A 23,656-nucleotide genomic window follows, 5' to 3' on the forward strand; every position below is an offset into this window, starting at 1 on the left:
CATGCTGATCACCGGCTTCCCCGCAGGCATGTTCCAGACCAACTGCTACATCCTCGCCCCGGCACCCGGTGGCGAGGCCGTCGTCATCGATCCCGGACAGGACGCCGCACCGATGGCGAAGAAGGTGCTGGCAAAGCATGATCTCACCCCGGTCGCGGTCCTGCTGACCCACGGCCATCTCGATCACACGTGGACCGCCGCGGATCTCTGCGACGAGTTCTCGATCCCGGCCTACATCCACCCCGAGGACCGGCCGATGCTCGCCGATCCGGGCATCGGTCTCGGCCATGCGCTCTCCTCGGTGATCGGGTCGCTGGAGTTCCGGGAACCGGACAAGGTGCTCGACTTCGTCGACGGCGAGACGGTGGAGATCGCCGGGCTGCGGCTGGCGGTCGACCACGCACCGGGTCACACGCAGGGCTCGGTGTTGCTGACCCTCGATGTGCCGGTCGACGAGAGCGGCGCCGGTGACACCGTCCCGGTGTGTTTCTCCGGTGACGTATTGTTCTCCGGGTCGATCGGCCGTACCGATCTGCCCGGCGGCAACCATCAGCAGCTGCTCGACTCCATTGCTGCTCGGCTGCTGACCCGCACCGACGACACCCAGGTCCTGCCCGGGCACGGACCGCAGACCTCGATCGGTGCCGAACGTGCGAGCAATCCGTTCCTCGCCGGTCTCGCCGGCGGCGCCGAGGGCACCAGTACCGCGAAGAAGGGACGAATGGGCCTGTGACCAACGATTTCGCCGCACCTCGGGGTATCCCGGACTACTACCCGCCGGCCTCGGCCGACTTCCGCAAGGTGCGCGACACACTCACCGAGGCGGCACGGCGTGCGGGGTACGGCCACATCGAGTTGCCCGTTTTCGAGGACACCGCGCTGTTCGCGCGTGGGGTGGGTGAGTCCACCGACGTCGTCAGCAAGGAGATGTACACCTTCGCCGACCGCGGTGGCCGCTCGGTCACGCTGCGCCCGGAGGGCACCGCGGGCGTGATGCGCGCGGTCATCCAACACGGTCTCGACCGTGGTCAGTTGCCGGTCAAACTCTGCTATGCGGGTCCGTTCTTCCGGTACGAGAAGCCGCAGACCGGTCGCTACCGCCAGCTCCAGCAGGTCGGTGTGGAGGCCATCGGCGTCGACGATCCGGCCCTCGACGCCGAGGTCATCGCGATCGCCGACGAGGGCTACCGACGCCTCGGGCTCTCCGGCTTCCGGCTGGAAATCACCTCCCTCGGCGACGACGAGAGCCGACCCCGGTATCGGGAAGCGTTGCAGCAGTTCCTCTTCGGGCTCGACCTCGACGAGCCGACCCGTAAACGCGCCGAGATCAATCCGCTGCGTGTGCTCGACGACAAACGTCCCGAGATCAAGGCCGCCACCGCCGACGCGCCGCTGCTGCTGGACTATCTGAGCGACGACGCGCGGGCACACTTCGACACCGTGCTCGCCCACCTGAACCGGCTCGGCGTGCCCTACGAGATCAATCCGCGGCTGGTACGCGGACTCGACTACTACACCAAGACCACCTTCGAATTCGTCCACGACGGACTGGGTGCGCAGTCAGGGATCGGTGGCGGCGGACGCTACGACGGCCTCATGCAGCAGATCGGCGGTAAGCAGGATCTGTCGGGGATCGGATTCGGCCTCGGCGTCGATCGCACGATGCTCGCCCTCGAAGCGGAAGGCGTCGCGGGTGCCGACGCCGCGCGCGTCGAGGTCTTCGGGGTTCCGCTCGGCGCCGATGCGAAAGCCGAATTGGTATCTGTCGCAGGGACTCTGCGGGCCGCGGGAATCAGCGTCGATCTCGCCTACGGCGATCGCGGTCTGAAGGGTGCGATGAAGGCGGCCGACCGGTCCGGGGCACGGCTCGCGCTCGTGCTCGGTGATCGCGAACTCGCCGAGCGCACCATCGAGATCAAGAATCTCGCGACCGGCGACCAGCATCGGGCCTCGCTCGACGGCCTCGTCGACGAGGTACGGGGCCTGCTGGGCTGAGGCGCACGTCGATCCGTATGACATTCCCTCCGGGAATGTCATACGGATCGGCCTCAACCCGCTCGGCGCATCTGCTCGGCGAGGACATCGAGGCTCACCCCGCCGAGCGCCAGCGCGCGGGTGTGGAACTCCTTGAGCGTCCACCCCGGATGCGCGGCGAGGGCGGCGTCGCGGGTCTGTTCCCAGACCCGTTGTCCCAGTGCGTAGGACGGCGCCTGACCGGGCCAGCCCAGGTAGCGGTCGAGCTCGAAACGCAACACCGCCCGGTCCATGGCCACCGACGAGGTGAGAAATCTCCAGGCCTTCTCGGCGTCCCAGATGCCGCCGCCGACCGACTCGGGGGCACGCAATCGGCAGTGCACGCCGATGTCGACGACCACCCGCGCCGCGCGCAGCCGCTGCGAATCCAGCATGCCCATCCGGTCGCCCGGGTCGTCGAGCCAGCCCAGTTCGGCCATCAGGCGTTCGGCGTAGAGCGCCCAGCCCTCGCCGTGCCCGGAGGTGAACGACGCCAGTTTGCGCCACGAGTTGAGATCATCGTCGACGATCGCCGAACCCAGCTGGAGGTGATGACCGGGCACTCCCTCGTGGTAGACGGTGGTCTTCTCCTGCCACGTGTGAAACACGGTCTGCCCCGGGGGAACCGCCCACCACATGCGGCCCGGCCGGCTCAGGTCGGCGGCGGGCTGGGTGTAGTAGATGATGCCGGTCGACGACGGCGCGAGCCGGCATTCCAGCCGGGTCAGCCGGGACGGGATCTCGAAGTGGGTGCCGGCCAGTCCGTCGACGGCGGCGTCGGAGGTCGCCTGCATCCAGTCGACGAACGCCTGCTTGTCGTGGATCTGATACCGCGCATCGGCATCGAGTGCGGCCAGGGCGTCGGCGACCGTCCCCCCGGGTACGAGTTGCGCGGCGATGGCCTGCTGTTCGGCGACGATCTCGCGTAAATGGGCCAGGCCCCAGGCGTAGGCCTCCTCGGGGTCGGCGTCGGCACCGAGGTAGTGCGGCAGATGCAGCAGATACCGATCCCGGCCGACGGCGTCGTCGTCGACGGCGTCGGGCGCCACCCGGGTGCGCAGGTGGGCGGCGAACTCGGCGAGGGCCGAACCCGCTGCGGTGGTGGCGGATTCGAGGTCGGCGGCCAATCCGGGGTCGGCGACGATGGTGCCGGTGTTCGCCGAGATCGCTGCAAGCGCCTGATCTGCCTGCGCGGCAACGAGTTCCACCTGCCGGCGGGCGAACGGCGGGCCGGCTGCGCGTCGTTGTTCGAGGCCGGCGATCGCGGTGGTCAGCGCGTCCGGGATCGCCGCGATCCGGCGCACCATCGTCTCACGCGCCGCCGGTGAACCGGTGTCCATCAGATCGAAGATGTCGCGGATCGCCTGTAGTGGAGAGGCGATGACGTTGCAGACACCGGTCAGTTCTCCCGCATCGGCGAGTGCGAGCTCGCGGCGCAGCGACGCCGTCATCGTCGCGACGGTCACCCGGTCGACGTCGTCGGACACCTCGGCGGCGCCGAGCGCGGCCAGCGTTGCGCGGGTGTGCTCGGCGCGAGTGGCGACGGCGTCGGGGGAGAAGTCGGTGAGTCGGTCGGCCGCGGGGTCATCGATCCCGAGTTCGGTGGCCAGGATCGGGTCGTCGGCGGCCATCGTGCGCAGATGGGCGTCGGCGATCGCGTCGACGGCGGTGCTGGTGCGTGCGGGCGGCATCACAGGTCGTTGGTGGCGAAGGTGTCGCAGCGCTTGGGGTCGCCGCCCTGATAGCCGATGGTGAACCAGCGGGCGCGCTGCTGCGCCGACCCGTGCGTCCAGCCCTCCGGGTTGGAGTTGGCGCCCTGGATGGTGTCGTCACCGATGGCCTTGGCGGTCTGGATGACCCCGGCGATGTCCTGCTGGGTCAGTTGCTGCAGCCGATTGTCGTATCCCTCGTCACTGGCGTGATGCGCCCACACCCCGGCCAGACAGTCCGCCTGCAGTTCGACGCGCACCGATCCCGACAACGGTCCCTGTGAACCGAGTTGCTGGCCCTTGCGCAGCGCCCCGGTCAGATTCTGTACGTGATGGCCGTACTCGTGGGCCACGACGTACTCCTGCGCGAGGGCGCCATTGCTGCCGCCCATCTGGACGAGGGTGTCGAAGAAATCCGGGTCGAAGTAGGCGGTCTTGTCCGCAGGGCAGTAGAACGGGCCGGTCGCCGAGGTCGCCGCACCACACGCGGTGTTCACCGACCCGCTGAAGATCGTGGTCTTGGGTGGGGTGTAGTTCGACATCAGCGTCGGCCAGACGTGGTCGAGGCTGTTGGTGGTGGCCACGATCCGGCAGATCGCGTCACCCTGATTGGCCATCTCCACAGTGCAGGACCGGATGTGCTCGTCGATCACCGACGACGAGGCCGAGTTGGAGCTCCCGGTCCCGGTGGTGCCGCCGCCCATGATGTCTCCCGGGTTGACCCCGAACAACAACGCCACGATGGTGATGATCAGTCCGGCACCACCGCCGAGTGCGATCCGGCCGGCGCCGCCACCGCCACCCCCGCCGGAGACGTTCCCGGTGTCGAGTGGCCCGCTGCCCTGAAAAGTCATGGCCACAGCGTAACGAGACGAACCACCCGGATCGGGTCGAACAGTTCGAGACTCGCCGACGCCGCAGCCGTGCGCGACAACCGCCCGGGCGGTGGCCGCCTGCGTGCGGTGGCCGCCTACGATTGTCAGGGGCCGACGCGCCCACCGATCTCGACGTCTCCACCCTTGAGGAAGGACCTTCGTGCTCCGCACACATCTCGCCGGTTCCCTGCGCCGCGCCGATGCCACGCAGACCGTCACCGTCGCCGGCTGGGTGGCCCGCCGCCGCGATCACGGGGGCGTGGTGTTCATCGATCTGCGTGACAGCTCCGGACTCGTGCAGGTGGTGTTCCGGGACGAGGCGGTCGCCGCGGCCGCGCATCGGCTGCGTGCCGAGTACTGCATCGCCGTGACCGGCGTCGTCGAGGTGCGCCCCGAGGGCAGCGAGAACCCCAATCTGCCGTCGGGTGAGATCGAGATCAACGCCGCGCGACTCGAGGTGCTCAACGAGGCGGCGCCGTTGCCGTTCCAGCTCGACGAGAACCCCGGCGAGGAGACGCGCCTGCGCCACCGGTACCTCGACCTGCGCCGCGAGGGTCCCGGATCGGCGCTGCGGCTGCGCTCGAAGGTCAACGCCGCCGCCCGCGGGGTGTTGCTCGCCCGCGACTTCGTCGAGATCGAGACCCCGACGCTGACGCGCTCGACCCCCGAGGGCGCCCGCGACTTCCTCGTGCCCGCACGCCTGCAGCCGGGTTCGTTCTACGCCCTCCCGCAGAGCCCGCAGCTGTTCAAGCAGTTGCTGATGGTCGCGGGTATGGAGCGCTACTTCCAGATCGCGCGCTGCTACCGCGACGAGGACTTCCGCGCCGACCGTCAGCCGGAGTTCACCCAGCTCGACGTCGAGATGAGCTTCGTCGATCAGGACGACGTGATCGCCCTCGCCGAGGAGATCCTCGTCGCGCTGTGGCGGCTGATCGGGGTGGAGCTGACCACACCGATCCCGCGCATCACCTACGCCGACGCGATGCGTCGCTTCGGCAGCGACAAACCCGACCTGCGTTTCGACATCGAACTGGTCGAATGCACGGAGTACTTCTCCGAGACCCCGTTCCGCGTGTTCCAGGCGCCGTACGTCGGCGCCGTCGTCATGCCCGGGGGAGCCTCGCAGCCGCGACGCACCCTCGACGCCTGGCAGGAGTGGGCCAAGCAACGCGGGGCCAAGGGCCTGGCCTATGTGCTCGTCAACGACGACGGCACCCTCGGCGGACCGGTCGCCAAGAACCTCTCCGACGCCGAACGTGACGGTCTGGCAGCACATGTCGGGGCCGCACCGGGCGACTGCGTGTTCTTCGCCGCCGGGCCCGCGAAGGCGCAGCGAGCGCTGCTCGGCGCCGCACGCTCGGAGATCGCGACGCGACTGGGACTCATCCCGGCAGCGGGTGAACCGATCGACCCCGCGACCGCGGACTGGGCATTCACCTGGGTCGTCGACGCGCCGCTGTTCGAGCCGGCCGACGAGGCGAGTGCCGCGGGCGACGTCGCCGTCGGCTCCGGAGCCTGGACCGCCGTGCACCACGCCTTCACCTCGCCGACCCCGGAATCGTTGGAGCACCTCGAATCCGATCCCGGTGCGGCGCTGGCCTACGCCTACGACATCGTGTGCAACGGCAACGAGATCGGTGGCGGATCGATCCGTATCCATCGCCGCGACGTGCAGGAACGGGTCTTCGAGATCATGGGCATCGGGCCCGAGGAGGCGCAGGAGAAGTTCGGCTTCCTGCTCGACGCCTTCGCCTACGGCGCCCCGCCGCACGGCGGGATCGCCTTCGGCTGGGATCGCATCACCGCGCTGCTCGCGGGTGAATCGTCCATCCGTGAGGTCATCGCCTTCCCCAAGTCCGGTGGCGGCGTCGACCCGCTGACCGACGCGCCTGCGCCCATCACCGCACAGCAGCGCAAGGAGTCGGGTATCGACGCCAAGCCGGCACCGAAGAAGGGCCCCGACGCCCCCGCTGCCGGGTCGGCCGAGCCCACCGCCTGACCGCCCACCCGATGGCCGCCCACCCCGGGTGGCCATCGGGGTGAGCCCGATCGCACGACGGGCGCACGGGTCACATCTGTGATGTGATTTTCCGCAGGCGGGACCCGCGGTTCACCGACACCTGTGGCGCCCGCACCCGCGCCGAGGTGACGTGAAAGGTAGGTGGGCTGCTGTGACCATCAAGGTCGCGCTGGAACATCGCACGAGCTACGCCTTCGACCGGCCGGTGAAGATCTTCCCGCACGTGGTCCGGCTCCGGCCCGCACCGCATTCGCGCACCCCGATCGAGGCCTATTCGCTGAAGGTCGAACCGGGTGAGCACTTCCTCAACTGGCAGCAGGATGCGTTCAGCAATTACCTTGCGCGACTGGTGTTCCCGGAGCCGTCGACGTCGCTGACGATCACCGTCAGCCTGCTCGCCGACCTGACGGCGATCAACCCGTTCGACTTCTTCATCGAGGACTGGGCCGAGCATTACGGGTTCGATTACCCCGACGATCTGAAGGAGGATCTCGAGGCCTACCTGCGTCCGGTCGGGGTCATCGAGGGCGAATTCGCCGGTGCGCCCGTGCATCCGGCGATCGCCGAGTTCGCCGCCGCGCACCGGCCGACGTCGAGGATTCGGGTGATCGATTTCCTCGTCGGGCTGAATCAGGCGGTGCAGCAGGCCGTCGGGTACACGGTGCGTCTCGAGCAGGGTGTGCAGAGCCCCGAGTACACGCTGTCCAGTGCGATCGGATCCTGTCGTGATTCGGCGTGGTTGCTCGTGGCCCTGTTGCGCGAGCTGGGCCTCGCGGCGCGTTTCGTCTCCGGCTACCTCGTCCAGTTGACCTCCGACATCCGGTCCCTGGACGGACCATCGGGCCCCGACGCCGATTTCACCGATCTGCACGCGTGGACCGAGGTGTACCTACCCGGCGCCGGATGGGTCGGCATGGACCCGACGTCGGGACTGTTCGCGGGGGAGGGACACATCCCGCTCGCGGCGACCCCGAGTCCCGGTGCCGCCGCACCCATCACCGGATCGACCGGTCCCTGCCACGCCACCCTGGACTTCTCCAACACGGTCACCCGATTCCACGAGGACCCGCGGGTCACGTTGCCCTACACGGCTTCCCAGTGGGATCGCGTCTGCGAACTCGGCGCCCGCGTGGACGCGACGATGGCGGAGAACGACGTCCGGCTCACCATGGGCGGCGAACCGACCTTCGTCTCCATCGACAACCAGACCGACCCGGAGTGGACGACCGCCGCCGACGGCCCGCACAAACGACTGCTCGCCTCCGACCTCGCCGAGCGCCTGCACCGCGACTACGCCCCGACCGGACTGGTCCAGCGCAGCCAGGGCAAGTGGTATCCCGGGGAGCCCTTGCCGCGCTGGCAGATCGCGATCATGTGGCGCGCCGACGGCCGGCCGATCTGGACCCGGCCGGAATTGCTCGCCGACCCGTGGTCGAATCCGGCGCGCGCCGCCGAGTCCATCGCCATCGAGACCGCGGGACCGGTGCCCACCGCCGAGGGTGCCGAGCGCGCCCAGAAGTTGTTGCAGACCTTCGCTTCTCGCCTGGGTGTGCCCTCCTCGCAGGTGATGCCGGCCTTCGAGGACCCGTTGGTCCGGATGCGCGAACTCGCCGCGCTGCCACCGGGTGACCCGGGAGCCGACCCCACCACGCCGGCCGCACGCGCATTCGCGCGGGCCGAGGCCGCCGTCGAGATCGACGATCCCGACGTCGACCTCGAACCGCCCGCCGACTCGACCGCCGCGCGTCGGGAACTGCTCGACCGCCTCGATGCCAACGTCGTGCACCCGACGGCATATGTGTTGCCGTTGAGCCGATCCGAGGACGAGACCGCCTGGCACAGCGCACGATGGACCACCCGCCGCGGCCGTCTGGTCCTGACCGCGGGCACCTCCCCGGCGGGACTGCGGTTGCCGCTGAACTCGCTGTCGTGGGGGCCGGCTCCCGCGGTGTTCGTGTCCGATCCGTCGGCGCCTCATGACGCGTTGCCCGACAAGGCCTCCGACGATCTGGGCTTCACCGTGCTGGAGATGGACCCGACGCAGTTCGTGCCGCGGACCGCGGTGGTGGCCGAACAGCGCGGGGAGACCCTGTTCGTGTTCATCCCGCCGACGGCGGCACTCGAGGAGTACCTCGCGATCATCGAGATGATCGCCGACGCCGCCGAGGCGACCGGTACCGCCGTGGTCATCGAGGGATACGGCCCGCCCGCCGACCCGCGTCTGACCACGCTGACCGTCACCCCCGATCCGGGCGTCATCGAGGTCAACATCCAGCCGACGTCGAGTTTCGCCGAACAGTCGGAGCTGTTGGAGTCGCTCTACGATCACGCCCGCCGCGCCCGGCTCGGTACCGAGACCTTCGACCTCGACGGCTCGCACGGCGGTACCGGCGGCGGCAACCACATCACGCTCGGCGGTCCCACGCCTGCCGACTCGCCGTTGTTGCGGCGCCCGGACCTGCTGGTGTCGATGCTGACCTACTGGCAGCGCCATCCGGCGCTGTCGTATCTGTTCAGCGGCAAGTTCATCGGCACCACCTCCCAGGCGCCGCGGGCCGACGAGGGCCGCGAATCGGCGCTCTACGAACTCGAGATCGCCTTCGCCGAGATCGACCGGCTCGCCGAGAAGACACCGGTCGCGGTCAAGCACGCCAAGGGGGAGCCGCACGCGCCGACGGTCGGGGTCGCGCCGAATCCGTGGGTGACCGACCGCGCCCTGCGTCATCTGCTCACCGACATCACCGGCAACACCCACCGCGCCGAGTTCTGCATCGACAAGCTCTACAGTCCCGACTCGGCGCGCGGCCGGCTCGGGCTGTTGGAACTGCGCGGGTTCGAGATGCCCCCGCATCACCGGATGGCGATGGTGCAGTCGTTGCTGGTGCGCTCGCTGGTGTCGTGGTTCTGGGAGCAGCCCTATCGGGCGCGGCTGATCCGGCACGGCGCCGATCTGCACGGCAAATACCTGTTGCCGCACTACATCATCGCCGACATCGCGTCGGTGGCCGAGGAACTGCGCGAGGCCGGGTATCCGTTCGACACGGCGTGGCTCGACCCGTTCACCGAGTTTCGTTTCCCGCGGCTCGGGACGGTACAGATCCGCGATCAGGAGATCGAACTGCGGGGTGCGATCGAGCCGTGGAACACCCTCGGTGAGGAGGCCACCGGCACCGGCACCGCACGCTATGTGGACTCCTCGATCGAACGGGTTCAGGTACGCGTCGCCGGTGGCGACGACGATCGATACGTGTTGACCTGCAACGGTTTCCCGGTTCCGTTGCGCGGGACCGGCCGGGCCGGCGAACGGGTGGCCGGTATCCGGTTCCGGGCCTGGCAACCGCCGAGTGCGCTGCATCCGACGATCAGCATCGACACCCCGCTGACCTTCGATCTCGTCGACACCGTCAACGGACGGTCGGTCGGCGGTGCCACCTATCACGTGGTGCATCCGGGCGGGCGCGCCTACGAGCGGCCGCCGGTGAACGCGGTCGAGGCCGAATCGCGTCGTAACGGCCGGTTCGAGGCCACCGGACACACGACCGGCACCCTCGACACCGGCCTGTTGCGGGAACGGTTGGCGCGCGCCGCGATCGACGCCGGGGTCCCGGCGATCCTCGACCTACGTCGGGCACGTACAGTTCTCCGGTGACCGATTCTGCGGGTGGCCCACTGCCCGCGGTGTTCGACAGGTATCGCTCCGACGGCTACGCGCTGTTCGATCTCGCGCAGATCGACGAGGGGGTCCTGCGCGCCGCTGCCGGCCCCGTCCACCATGACGAGATGCTCGACGTCGGAGGCGCGGTGCGCCCGGCCTGGGACGAGCTGGTGGCCGGCTACGGCATGCGCGGTGACGAGCGGCTGCGGACCGCCGCCGCCCGCCTGGCGTCGGCGACCCGGGACGAGGGCGTGGTCTACAACGCCGTGCAGGGCAGCACGACCGTCGCCCGACCGTGGTCGGTCGATGCCGTCCCGCTGATCATCGACGGCGTCGAGTGGGCGGCGCTGGAGAAGGCGATCACCCAGCGGTCGATGCTGCTGGACCTGATCCTGCGTGACCTCTACCGCGACCAGCGACTGATCACCTCCGGGCTGATTCCCCCCGAGATGGTATTCGCCCATCCCGGATACGTCCGCAAGGCCGCACGTCTGGAGGTTGCCGGTCCGCATGCGCTGTTCCTGCATGCCATCGATCTCGTCCGGCGCAGCGACGGACGTTTCGTCGCCCACGCCGATCGCACGCAGGCGCCGTCGGGCATCGGTTATGCCACCGTCGACCGTCGACTGGTCTCCCGGACCTTCCCGCAGCTGTTCCAGTCGTGTGCCCCGCGCCCCATGGCGACCTTCGCCGGAACGCTGCGCTTGGCGCTGTTCGACTACGCACCGCCCGGGGTCGACGACCCGACGGTGGCCGTGCTCAGCCCCGGCAGCATGTCCGAAACCGCCTTCGACCAGGCGTATCTCGCGTCGATGCTCGGCTTCCCGCTGGTGGAGGGCGCCGATCTGACCGTGCGTGACGGTGCGGTCTACATGCGTTCGCTGGGCCGCTTCAAACGCGTCGACGTGTTGCTGCGCCGCATCGACGCCGCATACTGCGATCCACTCGACCTGCGCACCGATTCACGTCTCGGCGTCGCCGGTCTCGTCGAGGCGATCTCGCGCGGCACGGTGACCGTGGTCAACACCCTCGGCAGCGGTGTCTGCGAGAACCCCGCCCTGCACACGGTGCTCGAGGCGGCCGCGCCGGTGCTGCTCGACGAGGAGTTGGCGCTCGGGTCGATACCCACGTTCTGGGCGGGTGAGGAGCTCCAGCGATCCAAGGTGCTCGCCGAACTCGCCGACCTGTCGGTCACCAACGTGCGCACCGGCGAGGAGTTCGTCGGCCCCCTCACCGATGTGCGTACCCGCGACGACCTCGCGCGCCGCATCACCGCGCACGGCGCGGAGTGGGTCGCGCGCTCGCTGGAGGCATACTCGGTGGCGCCGACCATCACCCCCGGCGGGACCGGGCGTCCGGGTGCGGTGCGCGCCGCGCCGGTCTCGGTGCGTGCCTTCAGCGTCGCGCAGGGCCCGACGTATGCGGTGATGCCCGGCGGACTCGGGTCGGTGCTGGCCGACGGCGTGGGCGGGGCGGCACTGCAGACCGTGGCCGCCAAGGATGTGTGGGTGACCAACCCGGAGGTCGGCGGTCATGTCTCGCGTCGTTCGGAAACGCGCGGGGAGCCGGCCGAGGAGGTCATCGAGATCCGCTCGCCGCGCCCGTCGGCGGCCGAGTACGTCGACACCGCCGTCGCGGCGAGCCCGCGCGTGCTCTCCGACATGTTCTGGTTCGGCCGCTACGGCGAGCGGACCGAACTGGTGACACGCCTGACGAAGGTCGCTCGCGAACGATGCCAGGACTTCCAGTACCGGCCGTGGATGCAGGGCACCTCGGCGGTTCCGTTGTTCCTGCACGCGGTGGCGACGATCACCGGAACCGCCGAGCACCTGCGCACCGCCGACCTGCTGGTCGACGACGGCCAGCGCTCGCCCGAGCAGGTCAACGCCGCGATCATGCGCATCGTCGAGCTGACCGTCGACGCGACGGTGCCGGGCACCGTGGCCTTCGCCGTGGACCGGCTCGTCGCGGCGGCCCGCGCGGTGCGCGATCAGATGTCGACGAGTACCTGGATGGTGCTGACGTCGATGGAACGGGCGGTGGAATCGCTGGCCCGGCAGGTGGCCAGGTCAGCCGAGGTCGACCAGACCACCGGCGCGCGCACCGCGGGCATCTTCGGCGATGCGTCGCTCGATCTCGCCCCCGACCTGGCCCGCACGCACGAGGACATCATGCACGGGGTGCTGGGGCTGGTCGGGTTGCAGGCCGAGTCGATGGTTCACGACGCGGCCTGGCTGTTCATGGACGTCGGACGCCGGATCGAACGGGTCATCACCCTCGCCGATCTGACCGGGGCGCTCTTCGAGACACCCCACGAGACCGCCGTCGAACAGGCATTGTTGGAGTCCTATCTGATCGCCGGTGAGTCGGCGGTGATCTACCGCAGGCGCAGCCGTGGTCTCTACCGACTGCTCCCGGTGGCGCAGCTGCTGCTGTTCGACGAGACCAATCCGCGCGCGATGATCTACCAGCTCGACCGCATGCGCGCCGACCTGACCGGCCTGCCCGACGCGTTGCGGTCGGCGGCGGCCGAACGTCTCGTCGAGGAGATGACCGCCGAACTGCGACGTATCGATCCCGCCGATCTCGGCGCCGTCGGTGACGACGGCAGGCGTGGTGACCTCGTCGAATTGATGACCACGCTGCGCGAGGGGTCACGTGAATTGTCGGAGGTGCTGGCCCGCAGCAGGTTCGCGTTGCCACGACCGGCGCAGCCCATCTGGGGATTCGGGAGGGGTGACACGTGACCGGCCCGCAACCCGTCGCGCCGACGACCCGTCGCTACCGCGTGACCCACCGCACCGTCTACACCTACGACGCAGAGGTGTCCTCGTCGTACGGGCGGTGCTACCTCATCCCGCGCGATCTGCCGCACCAGCGGGTGCTGCGCAACGACGTGAGCGTCGACCCCGAACCGGACGACCGCTCGACTGGGCTGGACGTCTACGGCAACACCGACACCTACTTCCACGTCCACACCCCGCACACCGAACTGGTGGTGACCGGGACCTCGGACGTCGAGGTCGACCCGATCGACCCGGGCCTGATCGTCAGCCCGGCGGCGCGGGTGCCCTGGGAGCAGGCCCGCCCGGCGACCCTCGGCCCGCAACTGGCGACGGAGTTCACCCTCGATCTCGATCCGCCGGAGATCACCGAGGCGGTCACCGAGTACGCGGCCACCGTGTTCACCCCCGACCGGCCGCTCATCGAGGCGGTGACCGACCTGACGACCCGCATCTACCGCGACTTCACCTACAAGTCGGGGTCGACCGCGATCAGCACTCGTGTCGACACCGTCATGGCCCGCCGCGAAGGCGTGTGCCAGGACTTCGCCCGGGTGGCCATCGCCGCCTTGCGCTCGGTCGGGCTCGCCGGCCGCTACGAATCGGGGTATCTGGCGACCGATCCGCCCCCGGGGCGCGAACGCATCTTCGGCGCCGACGCCAGCCATGCGTGGGCGGCGGTCTGGCTCCCCGACGGTCGCTGGCTGCCTTTTGATCCGACCAACGACAAACTCGTCGACGAACGGCATGTCACCGTCGCCTGGGGTCGCGACTACGACGACGTGCCGCCGCTGCGCGGGGTCATCTACACCGATGCCACACGCAGCGAGATCAAGGTATCGGTCGACGTCAGCCCGGTCGACGCGGACTCCGACGCACCGCCGGCCCCGGTCCGTCCGGACGTCGCCGCCGACACCGGAACCGCGTGAGGTTCGCCGAGGCCGGGTACCCCGCGTGCGCGCTCGGATGTCCTCCGATCGGTCACGAAACCCCAACGGCCGGTGACGACTGTCGGTGGCATTCGGTACCGTGGGAGTTGCCATGACGGTCATCACAGAAAGCCGCATCACCAGCGTGGTGCGTGCCGCAGAGGCCCTGTTGTCGCATCGAGCCGGTTCGCCGGTCGTGCTCGCCGAACCGGAGGATCTCGGAGGAAGCGGGCGCACCATCGTGGTGCGCGTACGCGTCGCCCAGAACCCCCTGTCGATGGACCGCACCCTCGTCATCAAAGCGCTCCCCGAGCACGAGGATCCGCACGCGTTCCACCGCGAGATCGCGTCGTACAAGTACGCGACGGCACTGCCCATCGAGTCCCGACCGGGGCCCCAGCTGATCGCCTCCGACCCGGACGCGCGGCTCATGGTGCTCTCCGATCTCGGCCGCGGCAACGCGATGACCACCCTGCTCGGTGGCCTCGACGTCGTCGAGATCTCCCGTGCGGTGAGCGCGTGGGGTCAGGCGCTCGGTCGCATGCACGCGGCCACCGTCGGCGGCGAGGTCGACTTCGACGCATTGGTCCGCCGCGGGCCCTCGGGGACCGAGGGGCGCGACCTGCTCGGCGAGGAGGCCCGACGCGCGGTCCGGATCGCACGAACGCGAGCCGCCGACCTCGGGGTGGAGATGGGTTGCGCGGTCGTCTCCGCGCTCGAGGGGGCGTGCACCCTGTTCGACGAGGGCGATCATCGTGCGTTCAGCCCGTCGGATGTCGGTCCGGAGAACATCCTGCTCAACGAGGCCGGCGTGCAGTTCATGGACTACGAGTGGGGCGGGTTCCGCGACGCGACCCTCGATATCGCCTACGCGCTGGTGACCTTCCCGGCGCAACTCGGCCCGCATGCGCTCGAACGTCGCGACCAACTCGAGACCGCGATGGTCGACGCGTGGCGTTCGGAGGTGCACACCATCTGGCCGGCGCTGCGCCGCGACGGCGATCTACAGCGCAAGCTGGTCGTCGCCCGGCTGCTGTGGGCGTGGCTGTCGACGGTGTGGTTGCTGCCGGAAGAGGATGCCGACCTCACATCGGCGGACCCGGCAGGACCGCAGGAGTTTGCGACCGCCGACCACGCGCACGACTGGGCACTGCATTCCAACGATCCACGCGTGATCGTCGCGAGGTGGTCGGACCTGGCCGCGTCGGCGCGATCGGTCAACGCCGACGTCGCCGATTTCGCCGCCGCGATCGGTGTTGCGCTGCACCGGGTCTGGCTGTCCTGACGCGGGAATGAACGGACTTTTCGACACTCCCGATCCCGCGTCACCCAGCAGCGGACCCGCCGTCGGCGTCTCGGCACCGCTCGCCGTCCGGATGCGGCCCCGCTCACTCGACGAGATCATCGGGCAGACCCATCTGCTGGGTTCGGGGTCGCCGTTGCGTCGGCTCATCAACGGTTCCGGTGCGGCGTCGGTCCTGCTCTACGGCCCGCCGGGCACCGGCAAGACCACGATGGCGTCGCTGATCTCCACCGCGGCCGGCGGCCGGTTCGAGGCGCTGTCGGCGCTGTCGGCGGGGGTCAAGGAGGTGCGGGCGGTCATCGAGGTGGCCCGCCGACGACTCGTCGACGGCGAGCAGACCGTTTTGTTCATCGACGAGGTCCATCGCTTCTCCAAGACTCAGCAGGACGCGTTGCTCGACGCCGTCGAGAACCGGATCGTGTTGCTGGTGGCCGCCACCACGGAGAATCCGTCCTTCTCGGTGGTCTCGCCGCTGTTGTCGCGTTCGCTGGTGTTGCGATTGCGGTCGTTGACCGACGACGACATCCGCGAGGTGCTCCGCCGGGCGGTCACCGACGAGCGCGGACTCGGTGGGGCGGTTCGCGTGACCGACGCCGCCTACGATCACCTCGTCGCCGTTGCCGGTGGCGACGCCCGACGTGCCCTGACCGCCCTGGAGGCCGCCGCCGACGTCGTGTCCCAGGATCGGTCCGATCCCGATGCGCAGGGCGACGCGAGCGAGATCCCGGCGGTGGATCTCGCCGACGTGGAAGCGGCCATCGACAAGGCCGCGGTGCGCTACGACCGCGACGGCGACCAGCACTACGACGTCACCTCGGCGTTCATCAAGTCCATCCGCGGGTCCGACGTGGACGCCGCGCTGCACTATCTGGCGCGGATGATCGCCGCGGGGGAGGACCCGCGATTCATCGCGCGGCGGTTGATGATCCACGCCAGCGAGGACATCGGGATGGCCGACCCGATGGCCCTGCAGACCGCCGTTGCCGCCGCGCAGGTGGTCGCCCTGGTCGGGATGCCCGAGGCGAAATTGGCTCTGACGCAAGCCACCATCCATCTCGCGACCGCTCCGAAGTCGGCCGGCGTCGTCGGCGCGATCGGAGCCGCGCTGGCCGACGTCGAGGCCGGTAAGGCCGGCGCAGTACCGCCTCATCTGCGGGACAGCCACTACGCCGGCGCGAAGAAGATGGGCAGCGGCGTCGGCTACCGCTACCCGCACGATGACCCAGATGGCGTTGTGCCGCAACAGTATCCGCCGGACGAGCTGGTCGGCGTCGACTACTACCAGCCGACCGACCACGGCTTCGAACGCGAAATCGGGCCGCGGGTGGGCAAATTGCGGTCGATCATTCGACGGGCAACCTCGAAGCGACGCTGATTCGCGGACCGGTTCTGACCGCAATGGTTCCTACCGTCGTCGTCACAGGGGATCTCCCCACCGAGACGAGCCGAAGGAACACTTACCATGTCGATCACCGAAACCGTTGGGGGAGTGCAGGACCCACCTGCCTTGAGCGCCCGTGCCCGCACAGTGGCGCTGCTGTGCCTGTTGACCGCGTCGTTCATGGAACTGATGGACGCCACCGTGGTCAACGTCGCGCTGCGCACCATGCAGTCCGATCTCGGGCTGTCCGCGGCGGCGTTGCAGTGGATTGCCGCCGGGTACCCGCTGGCGTACGCGTCGGGACTGGTGCTCGGCGCGCGACTCGGCGATCGTTACGGGCGGCGCCGGTTGTTCGTGGTCGGGCTGGCCGCCTTCGGTGCCGCCTCGTTGGCGTGCGGCCTCGCCGCAGATCCGGCGTCGCTGGTCGCCTTCCGATTCCTTCAGGGACTCGCCGCGGCCCTGATGGTTCCACAGGTGCTCACCTGCATCCAGGTGTTGTATCCGCCCGCGCAGCGGGGTACCGCCATGGGGATGTTCACCTCCGTGATCGGGTTGGCCGCCGTGGCGGGCCCGCTGCTCGGCGGCGTCATCACCGCAGGTGACTGGTGGGGGATGTCGTGGCGGCCGATCTTCCTCATCAATGTCCCGATCGCCGTCCTGGCGATCCTGGCCGCTCGCGCGTTCCTCCCGGAGTCCAAGGCGCAGGTGCCGGCCCCGATCGTTGTCAGGTCGGCGGTGCTGCTCGGCGCGGGGCTGGCGAGCCTGATGGTTCCGATCACCGTGGGTCCCGAACATGGCTGGCCTGCATGGGGATTCGGATGTATGGCGCTCGGGGTGGGTTTGCTGGCCGAATTCGGCCGTCGGCAGTGGACCTCGGCGCGGCGCGGTGTGGAGCCGATGGTGCCCCCGGCGGTGTTCGCCACCCGGTCGTTCACCGCCGGACTCGCGGCATTCGCCGCCTTCATGGTGCCGACCGGCGGGTTCTTCCTGGTCCAGTCGCTCTACGTGCAATCTGCATTGGGTTTCTCGGTGCTGCGCACCGGCCTGATGTGGCTGCCGTTCTCGGTGACGGTGTTCGTCGCCGCAGGCCTGTCGGCGACAGTCCTGGCACCCCGGTTCGGGGCATCGGTGCTGCGATGCGGCGCACTGGTCTTCGCCGTCGGCGTGGTCACGATGATGCTCGCGGCACGCACTGACGACCCCTACTGGTGGTTGGCGCTGACCCTGGTCCTGGCCGGGGTCGGTTTCGGGCTCGTGGTCGGGTCGGCAGGCCTGCTGGTGCTCGACGAGGTTCCGATTCACCGCGCGGGTGCCGCGTCGGGGGTGTTCAACACCGTGCAGGCGTTGTCGGTCGCGGTGGGTGCCGCGGCGATCGGGACGATCTTCAGCTCCGCGACGTCGGTGGGCGCCGGATACCGGGCGTCGATGATCGCGATGGTGGCGTTGCTTGTTTTCGGCGCGGTGGTGTCGTTCGCGATGCCCCGGCGGCGTGCGGCCGCTGTCACTGGTCAGAGTCGGTGAGGGGAGAGGTGTTGTGGCTCCCCCTCACCCGGCGTCAGAGCCGAGGTGGCGGGCGAAGAATCGGGCGGCCTCCTCACCCGCGAATTGCGGGACGCCGGTGTGGCCACCCATGTTGGCGCAGAGCGTCTTCTCGGTGGATCCGAAGGCGTCGAAGAGATCGAGAGCCATCCGCCGGTCGTTGCTCTCGTCATCCCACTGGAGAAGAACGTGCAGCGGGGCGGTGACGAGGCGTGCCTCTTCCATTGTCACCGACGGCACGTAGCTACCTGCGAAAAGCCCGGCTGCCGCAATACGTGGGTCGACGGCGGCCAGGCGGGTACCAACGGCGATCACGCCGCCCGAGAGCCCGACCTTGTCACCGATCTCCGGTCGCCCGAGGATCTCGTCGAGAGTGATCCGGCACTCCGGCACCGCCTGCTCAAGGAGGGGGAGCACCAGCCGATCGATGAGGTCTGCCCCGGGCCGTTCGCCGGCGGCGATCGCGCGGCGCAGGTCTGCTCGAGCGTCGTCGGCACCGGGCAGCGGGGTGCGATCGCCGGCACCGGGCGGCTCGATCGTGACAGCGGCGAAGCCGTCCGCGGCCGCACGACGGGCCCGTGCCGCCAGCCGGGGATACATGTGTCGGGTCCCGATACTGCCGGGTTGTCCGAGGACGATCAGTGGGACCGGAGTGGACCCGGAAGCCGCCGGCGGTGTCCACAGGATTCCGGTGAAGTCGCCGAGGGTGAACTCCCGCTCGGCGATACCGTCATCGAGAACTCGTTCAGAAGTGAAATGCATGGCCGTGCCTTTCGGAGCGTGCACAGGTGCGGCGCCCCGGGCGACCTATCGCCCGACCGTGACTCCTCCGAGGAGCACCGACGACAATTGATTCACAGGTGGCACCTCCTCGGGACGTTGCACGGAAACCTGACCATAGCCGGTCTATCGTGCTGCCGTCCAACCTATTTGATCGCTTCGCCAAGGGCGGCGCAGTCGGTGATCAGCGATCAGCCGACGGTGACGGTGGCGTGGTGGCCGATCGGGAAGTTGACCGAGTTCGCGATGAAACACCACTCGTGGGCGTCGCGGTGGGCATCGTGGGCGTCGGCGACCATCGACTCGTCGGCAACCGTGACCGTCGGGCGCAGCGTCGCCGAGGTGAAATGTCCGCCGTTGCCCTCCTGCGCCATGACGGCACTCGCCTCGTCGGTGTAGCCGGTGACGACGACGCCGCGGGTCACACACGCGTGCAGATACGACAGCAGGTGACACTGCGAGATCGCGATGAGCAGCAGATCCTCGGGATTGTGGTGCGTCGCATCGCCGCGAAACGCCGGATCCGCCGAACCGATCACATCGGGTTTACCGTCGACGCCGATGCGGACGGTGCGGTCGTAGTCGCGGTACCCGGACGTCCCGGTGCCGCGGTCGCCGATCCACGTGGTGGTGACGCGATAGTGGTGTTCGCCGGACATTGGCCGAGTATGCCCGCGCCGGTGACGGCCGCGATACCCGACGCGGTCGGAGAGCGTGGGGCCCGCCGACGGTAGGCTGGTAAGCCGCAGATACGCTCATCGCCGATCTTTCGAGGACTCACCCAGTGCAGACGCATGACATCAGGAAGCGATTCCTGGATCACTTCATCAAGGCCGGGCACACCGAGGTGCCCAGCGCCTCGCTGATCCTCGACGACCCGAACCTGCTGTTCGTCAACGCCGGCATGGTGCCGTTCAAGCCGTACTTCCTCGGTGAGCAGACCCCGCCGTTCGACCGCGCCACCAGCGTCCAGAAGTGCGTACGCACCCTCGACATCGACGAGGTCGGCATCACCACCCGTCACAACACCTTCTTTCAGATGGCGGGCAACTTCTCGTTCGGCGACTACTTCAAGCGCGAGGCGATCACCTTCGCGTGGACGCTGCTGACCAACAGCGTCGAGGACGGCGGATACGGCATTCCGGCCGAAAAGCTGTGGCCGACGGTCTATCTCGACGACGACGAGGCGGAGTCGATCTGGCGAGACGAGATCGGCGTGCCCGCCGAGCGCATCCAGCGACGCGGCATGAAGGACAACTACTGGTCGATGGGCGTCCCCGGTCCGTGCGGACCGTGTTCGGAGATCTTCTACGACCGCGGTCCGGCATACGGGATCGAAGGTGGACCCGAGGCCGACGAGGACCGCTACATCGAGATCTGGAATCTCGTGTTCATGCAGAACGTGCGCGGCCCGGGTGGCGGTAAGGAGGGCTACGAGATCCTCGGCCCGCTGCCCAAGAAGAACATCGACACCGGTATGGGCATCGAGCGCGTCGCCTGCCTGCTGCAAGGTGTCGACAACGTCTACGAGACCGATCTGCTCAAACCGATCATCGACCTCGCCGCGAGCGTGACCGGACGCGCCTACGGCGCCGGTGACCACGAGGCCGACGTCCGATTCCGCGTGATCGCCGACCACACCCGCACCGCCGCGATGCTCATCGGTGACGGCGTGCTGCCCGGCAATGACGGCCGCGGCTACGTGCTGCGCCGGTTGCTGCGCCGCGTGGTGCGCTCGGCGCGACTGCTCGGCGCCGGGAGCGCAGCGAGCGGGCCGAATGTCAGCGGCGCCGGGAGCGCAGCGAGCGGGCCGAATGTCAGCGGCGCCGGGAGCGCAGCGAGCGGGCCGAATGTCGACGGCGCGGACGCCCCGACGATGGGGGCGTTCATCGGTGCCGCGATCGACCTGATGGCGCCGTCGTATCCGGAACTCGCCGACAAGCGTGAGCACATCGTGAGTGTTGCGGTCGGCGAGGAAGCCTCGTTCGCCAAGACCCTCGCCGCCGGGTCGAAGTTGTTCGCAGATGCGGCCGCGGCCACCAAGGCGGCCAACAAGGGCACGCTCTCGGGCAACGATGCATTCACCCTGCACGACACCTACGGCTTCCCGATCGATCTGACCCTCGAGATGGCCGCCGAGGCCGGGTTACAGGTCGACGAGGGCGGCTTCACCGAACTGATGGCCGAGCAGAAGCAGCGAGCCAAGGCCGACGCGAACGCCCGTAAGACCGGGCACGCCGACGCCGGGGTGTACCGGGAGTTCCTCGATCGCGGACCCACCGAGTTCACCGGCTACGGAGAGCTCGTGTCCGAGGCGCGCGTAGTGGGTCTGATCGCCGACGGCGTGCGGGTCCGCAGCGCCGGCGCCGGTCAGGAACTGACGGTGATCCTCGACCGCACCCCGTTGTACGCCGAGTCCGGTGGCCAGATGGCCGACACCGGCTCCATCACCACCGGTGCCGGCGCCCGGCTGACCGTCAAAGATGTTCAGCGGGTGGGCAAGTCGGTGTGGTTACACAGCGTCATCGTCGATGCCGGGGAGATCGCCGAAGGCGATGAGGTCCTCGCGAGCGTCGACACGAGCTGGCGCCACGGTGCCACGCAAGGACACTCGGGTACCCACATGGTGCACGCCGCGCTCCGTCAGGTGCTCGGACCCGGTGCGACACAGGCCGGTTCGCTGAACCGCCCCGGATACCTGCGCTTCGACTTCCATGCATCGGGACCGCTGTCGGCCGAGCAACGCACCCAGATCGAGGAGATCTCCAACGAGGCAGTCGAGGCCGATTACCGGGTCAACACCTTCGAGACCGGTCTCGCCGAGGCGAAGGCGATGGGCGCGCTCGCACTGTTCGGGGAGAACTACGGCGACGAGGTGCGTGTCGTCGAGATCGGCGGCCCGTTCTCGATGGAACTGTGCGGTGGCACCCACGTCTCGTCGTCGGCGCAGATCGGACCGGTCACGCTGATCGGCGAGTCCTCGGTCGGTTCGGGGGTGCGCCGCGTCGAGGCCTACGTCGGCATGGACTCATTCCGCCATCTGTCGAAGGAACGCGCCCTGATGGCGGGTCTCGCGTCGTCGCTGAAGGTGCCCTCCGACGAGGTTCCCGCGCGCGTCGAGCAACTCGTCACGCGATTGCGTGACGCCGAGAAGCAACTGGAGAAGATGCGCGCCGAGGCGGCACGGGCGTCGGCGGCCGCGTTGCTCGATCGGGCGATCACGGTCGGGTCGACGTTGCTCGTCTCGGGCACGCTGCCCGGGCTCGACGCCAACGGATTGCGTTCGGTGGCAGGCGATCTGCGCGGCCGGGTCTCCGATCGTGCCGCGGTGATCGCATTGTTCTCCCCGGGTGAGGACGCCGAGCAGACCAAGGTGCCGTTCGTCGTCGCCACCACCGAGGCCGCCCGCTCGGCCGGGCTCAAGGCCGGTGATGTGGTCAAGGAGATCGCACCCATCCTCGGCGGCCGTGGCGGCGGCAAACCCGATCTGGCACAGGGGTCGGGAACCGATCCGGCCGGCGTGGACCCGGCGATCCGACGGATCTCCGAGCTCCTGCACTGATGGCGGCTCCGGGGCACGACGACCAGCAGACGCGGCGGGGCCGGCGTCTGGGCATCGATGTCGGCAGCGTGCGGATCGGCGTCGCGGTGTGCGATCCCGACGGCATACTCGCCACCCCGGTCGAGACCGTGCGACGGGACACGTCCGGAGGGTCGGATGTGACGAGAATCGCCGAACTTGCCGCCGAATACGAGGTCGTCGGTGTCGTGATCGGTTTGCCCAAGACGTTGCGCAACACCGACGGTGTTGCGGTGGCCGCCGCGCGGGAGTTCGGCGACGCCCTGACCTCCGCGATTGCCCCGGTGCTCGTCGAGTACGTCGATGAACGGCTCACCACGGTGACCGCGGCGCAGGCGTTGCGGGCGAGTGGCCGGTCGGCGAAGGCATCGCGTTCGGTGATTGATCAGGCGGCTGCGGTCGCTATTCTGCAGGGATGGCTGGACGCGCGACGATGAGCTCGTTGGCGCCGTCGCTTCGTCCGCCGATCGGAGGGTCCGATCGGTTCAGGTCCAGTGTGAGGCGCGACGTGCGCACGTGTCGGGGGACGGGCGGGGTTCACGCCGCGCCGTCGAACCGGAACCAGGGAGGGTATCCGCGGTGAGCGACGAACGGCATCGGAATCGCCATCGGGAGCGAGCGGACCACCCCGCCGACGGCATGGACCCCGATCGGTTGCGGTATTTCACGCAGCCGGTGGATGGGCGACCCAACACCCGGCATCGCCGCCGCCGCACGGGACCGGCGGGCACCCCGTCGGGATCATGGCCGGCAGTGCCGGCGTCTTCGGATGATCGGGTGGCCCGACCCGGGAATGGTCCCCAGACAGCGGCACCCCAGACAACGGCACCCCAGACAGCGGCACCCCAGACAGCGGCACAGGCGCCCGCGTCGCAGTCCGCCGACGAGACGACCCCATCTGCGCCGCAGCCGACGCTGCGTTCACGCGCCCAGCGGTCCGCCCCCCGCACCGCTCCGATCCCCGCGCCGCGGCAGGCCGAACCACAGCAGGCCGAATCACAGCGGACCGAACCACAGCGGGCCCGGCCACAGCGCGCGAAGCCGGAGCGCATCGATCCCGACGTATCGTCAGCCCCCGGGACCACGAGC

14 protein-coding genes and 1 pseudogene are annotated in these 23,656 nt (G+C 69.1%); 11 read left to right on the plus strand and 4 right to left on the minus strand.

The features are described from left to right. Nucleotide 1: 1 nt before the first annotated feature. Together GOPIP_RS13435 and hisS are read left to right on the plus strand one after the other, a co-directional pair. Nucleotides 2-733: an MBL fold metallo-hydrolase gene (locus GOPIP_RS13435; RefSeq protein WP_006370226.1), complete on the plus strand. Its 732-nt coding sequence runs from the start codon at nt 2-4 to the stop codon at nt 731-733. Then, nucleotides 730-1,995, plus strand: coding sequence for a histidine--tRNA ligase (gene hisS, locus GOPIP_RS13440; protein ID WP_006370227.1), 1,266 nt, complete (start codon nt 730-732; stop codon nt 1,993-1,995). Before GOPIP_RS13435 ends, hisS begins: the two co-directional genes overlap by 4 nt. A gap of 53 nt (nt 1,996-2,048) precedes the next feature. On the opposite strand, the pseudogene GOPIP_RS13445 reads toward hisS, so the two are convergent. Both GOPIP_RS13445 and ypfJ read right to left on the minus strand, forming a co-directional pair. Further along, nucleotides 2,049-3,704, minus strand: a pseudogene (locus GOPIP_RS13445) (DUF885 domain-containing protein); the annotation flags it as partial. Further along, nucleotides 3,704-4,576, minus strand: coding sequence for a KPN_02809 family neutral zinc metallopeptidase (gene ypfJ / locus GOPIP_RS13450; RefSeq protein ID WP_006370229.1), 873 nt, complete (start codon nt 4,574-4,576; stop codon nt 3,704-3,706). The gene ypfJ and the pseudogene GOPIP_RS13445, both read right to left, overlap by 1 nt. A 181-nt stretch (nt 4,577-4,757) precedes the next feature. On the opposite strand from ypfJ, the gene aspS reads away from it, so the two are divergent. The 7 genes from aspS (at nt 4,758) to GOPIP_RS13485 (ending at nt 18,189) form a co-directional block, all read left to right on the plus strand. Then, nucleotides 4,758-6,596, plus strand: coding sequence for an aspartate--tRNA ligase (gene aspS, locus GOPIP_RS13455; protein ID WP_006370230.1), 1,839 nt, complete (start codon nt 4,758-4,760; stop codon nt 6,594-6,596). 172 nt (nt 6,597-6,768) lie between these two features. Continuing rightward, on the plus strand, nt 6,769-10,266 hold the full coding sequence (locus GOPIP_RS13460) for a transglutaminase family protein (protein ID WP_006370231.1): 3,498 nt from the start codon (nt 6,769-6,771) through the stop codon (nt 10,264-10,266). Next, nucleotides 10,263-13,019, plus strand: coding sequence for a circularly permuted type 2 ATP-grasp protein (locus tag GOPIP_RS13465; RefSeq protein ID WP_006370232.1), 2,757 nt, complete (start codon nt 10,263-10,265; stop codon nt 13,017-13,019). Before GOPIP_RS13460 ends, GOPIP_RS13465 begins: the two co-directional genes overlap by 4 nt. Then, nucleotides 13,016-13,984: a transglutaminase family protein gene (locus tag GOPIP_RS13470; RefSeq protein WP_006370233.1), complete on the plus strand. Its 969-nt coding sequence runs from the start codon at nt 13,016-13,018 to the stop codon at nt 13,982-13,984. The genes GOPIP_RS13465 and GOPIP_RS13470 overlap by 4 nt, the downstream gene beginning before the upstream one ends. A 112-nt stretch (nt 13,985-14,096) precedes the next feature. Then, entirely contained in the window at nt 14,097-15,269 is a 1,173-nt protein-coding gene (locus GOPIP_RS13475; protein ID WP_006370234.1) for a hypothetical protein, read from the plus strand. Between the two features lie 7 nt (nt 15,270-15,276). Further along, nucleotides 15,277-16,662: a replication-associated recombination protein A gene (locus GOPIP_RS13480; protein ID WP_006370235.1), complete on the plus strand. Its 1,386-nt coding sequence runs from the start codon at nt 15,277-15,279 to the stop codon at nt 16,660-16,662. A gap of 87 nt (nt 16,663-16,749) precedes the next feature. After that, entirely contained in the window at nt 16,750-18,189 is a 1,440-nt protein-coding gene (locus GOPIP_RS13485; RefSeq protein ID WP_006370236.1) for an MFS transporter, read from the plus strand. A gap of 24 nt (nt 18,190-18,213) precedes the next feature. Here GOPIP_RS13485 and GOPIP_RS13490 read toward each other — a convergent pair whose 3' ends face one another. Beyond that, nucleotides 18,214-18,969 carry a dienelactone hydrolase family protein gene (locus tag GOPIP_RS13490; protein WP_006370237.1) on the minus strand — a complete coding sequence of 252 codons (756 nt, stop codon included), beginning with the start codon at nt 18,967-18,969 and terminating at the stop codon, nt 18,214-18,216. 209 nt (nt 18,970-19,178) lie between these two features. Further along, nucleotides 19,179-19,646 carry an OsmC family protein gene (locus GOPIP_RS13495; RefSeq protein ID WP_006370238.1) on the minus strand — a complete coding sequence of 156 codons (468 nt, stop codon included), beginning with the start codon at nt 19,644-19,646 and terminating at the stop codon, nt 19,179-19,181. Between the two features lie 125 nt (nt 19,647-19,771). Here GOPIP_RS13495 and alaS point away from each other — a divergent pair, with 125 nt between their 5' ends. Both alaS and ruvX read left to right on the plus strand, forming a co-directional pair. After that, nucleotides 19,772-22,549 carry an alanine--tRNA ligase gene (gene alaS / locus GOPIP_RS13500; RefSeq protein WP_006370239.1) on the plus strand — a complete coding sequence of 926 codons (2,778 nt, stop codon included), beginning with the start codon at nt 19,772-19,774 and terminating at the stop codon, nt 22,547-22,549. Next, entirely contained in the window at nt 22,549-23,004 is a 456-nt protein-coding gene (ruvX, locus tag GOPIP_RS13505; protein ID WP_006370240.1) for a Holliday junction resolvase RuvX, read from the plus strand. The genes alaS and ruvX overlap by 1 nt, the downstream gene beginning before the upstream one ends. Nucleotides 23,005-23,656 lie beyond the last annotated feature (652 nt).

Source organism: Gordonia polyisoprenivorans NBRC 16320 = JCM 10675 (genome assembly GCF_000241325.1).
Lineage (GTDB): Bacteria > Actinomycetota > Actinomycetes > Mycobacteriales > Mycobacteriaceae > Gordonia > Gordonia polyisoprenivorans.

Excerpts from the sequence above, each read along its gene's own strand:
- GOPIP_RS13485 (WP_006370236.1), top strand. The coding sequence starts at position 16,750 with ATGTCGATCACCGAAACCGTTGGGGGAGTGCAGGACCCACCTGCCTTG.
- GOPIP_RS13495 (WP_006370238.1), bottom strand. The coding sequence starts at position 19,646 with ATGTCCGGCGAACACCACTATCGCGTCACCACCACGTGGATCGGCGAC.
- GOPIP_RS13475 (WP_006370234.1), top strand. The coding sequence starts at position 14,097 with ATGACGGTCATCACAGAAAGCCGCATCACCAGCGTGGTGCGTGCCGCA.
- GOPIP_RS13490 (WP_006370237.1), bottom strand. The coding sequence starts at position 18,969 with ATGCATTTCACTTCTGAACGAGTTCTCGATGACGGTATCGCCGAGCGG.
- GOPIP_RS13480 (WP_006370235.1), top strand. The coding sequence starts at position 15,277 with ATGAACGGACTTTTCGACACTCCCGATCCCGCGTCACCCAGCAGCGGA.
- ypfJ (WP_006370229.1), bottom strand. The coding sequence starts at position 4,576 with ATGACTTTTCAGGGCAGCGGGCCACTCGACACCGGGAACGTCTCCGGC.
- ruvX (WP_006370240.1), top strand. The coding sequence starts at position 22,549 with ATGGCGGCTCCGGGGCACGACGACCAGCAGACGCGGCGGGGCCGGCGT.
- GOPIP_RS13435 (WP_006370226.1), top strand. The coding sequence starts at position 2 with ATGCTGATCACCGGCTTCCCCGCAGGCATGTTCCAGACCAACTGCTAC.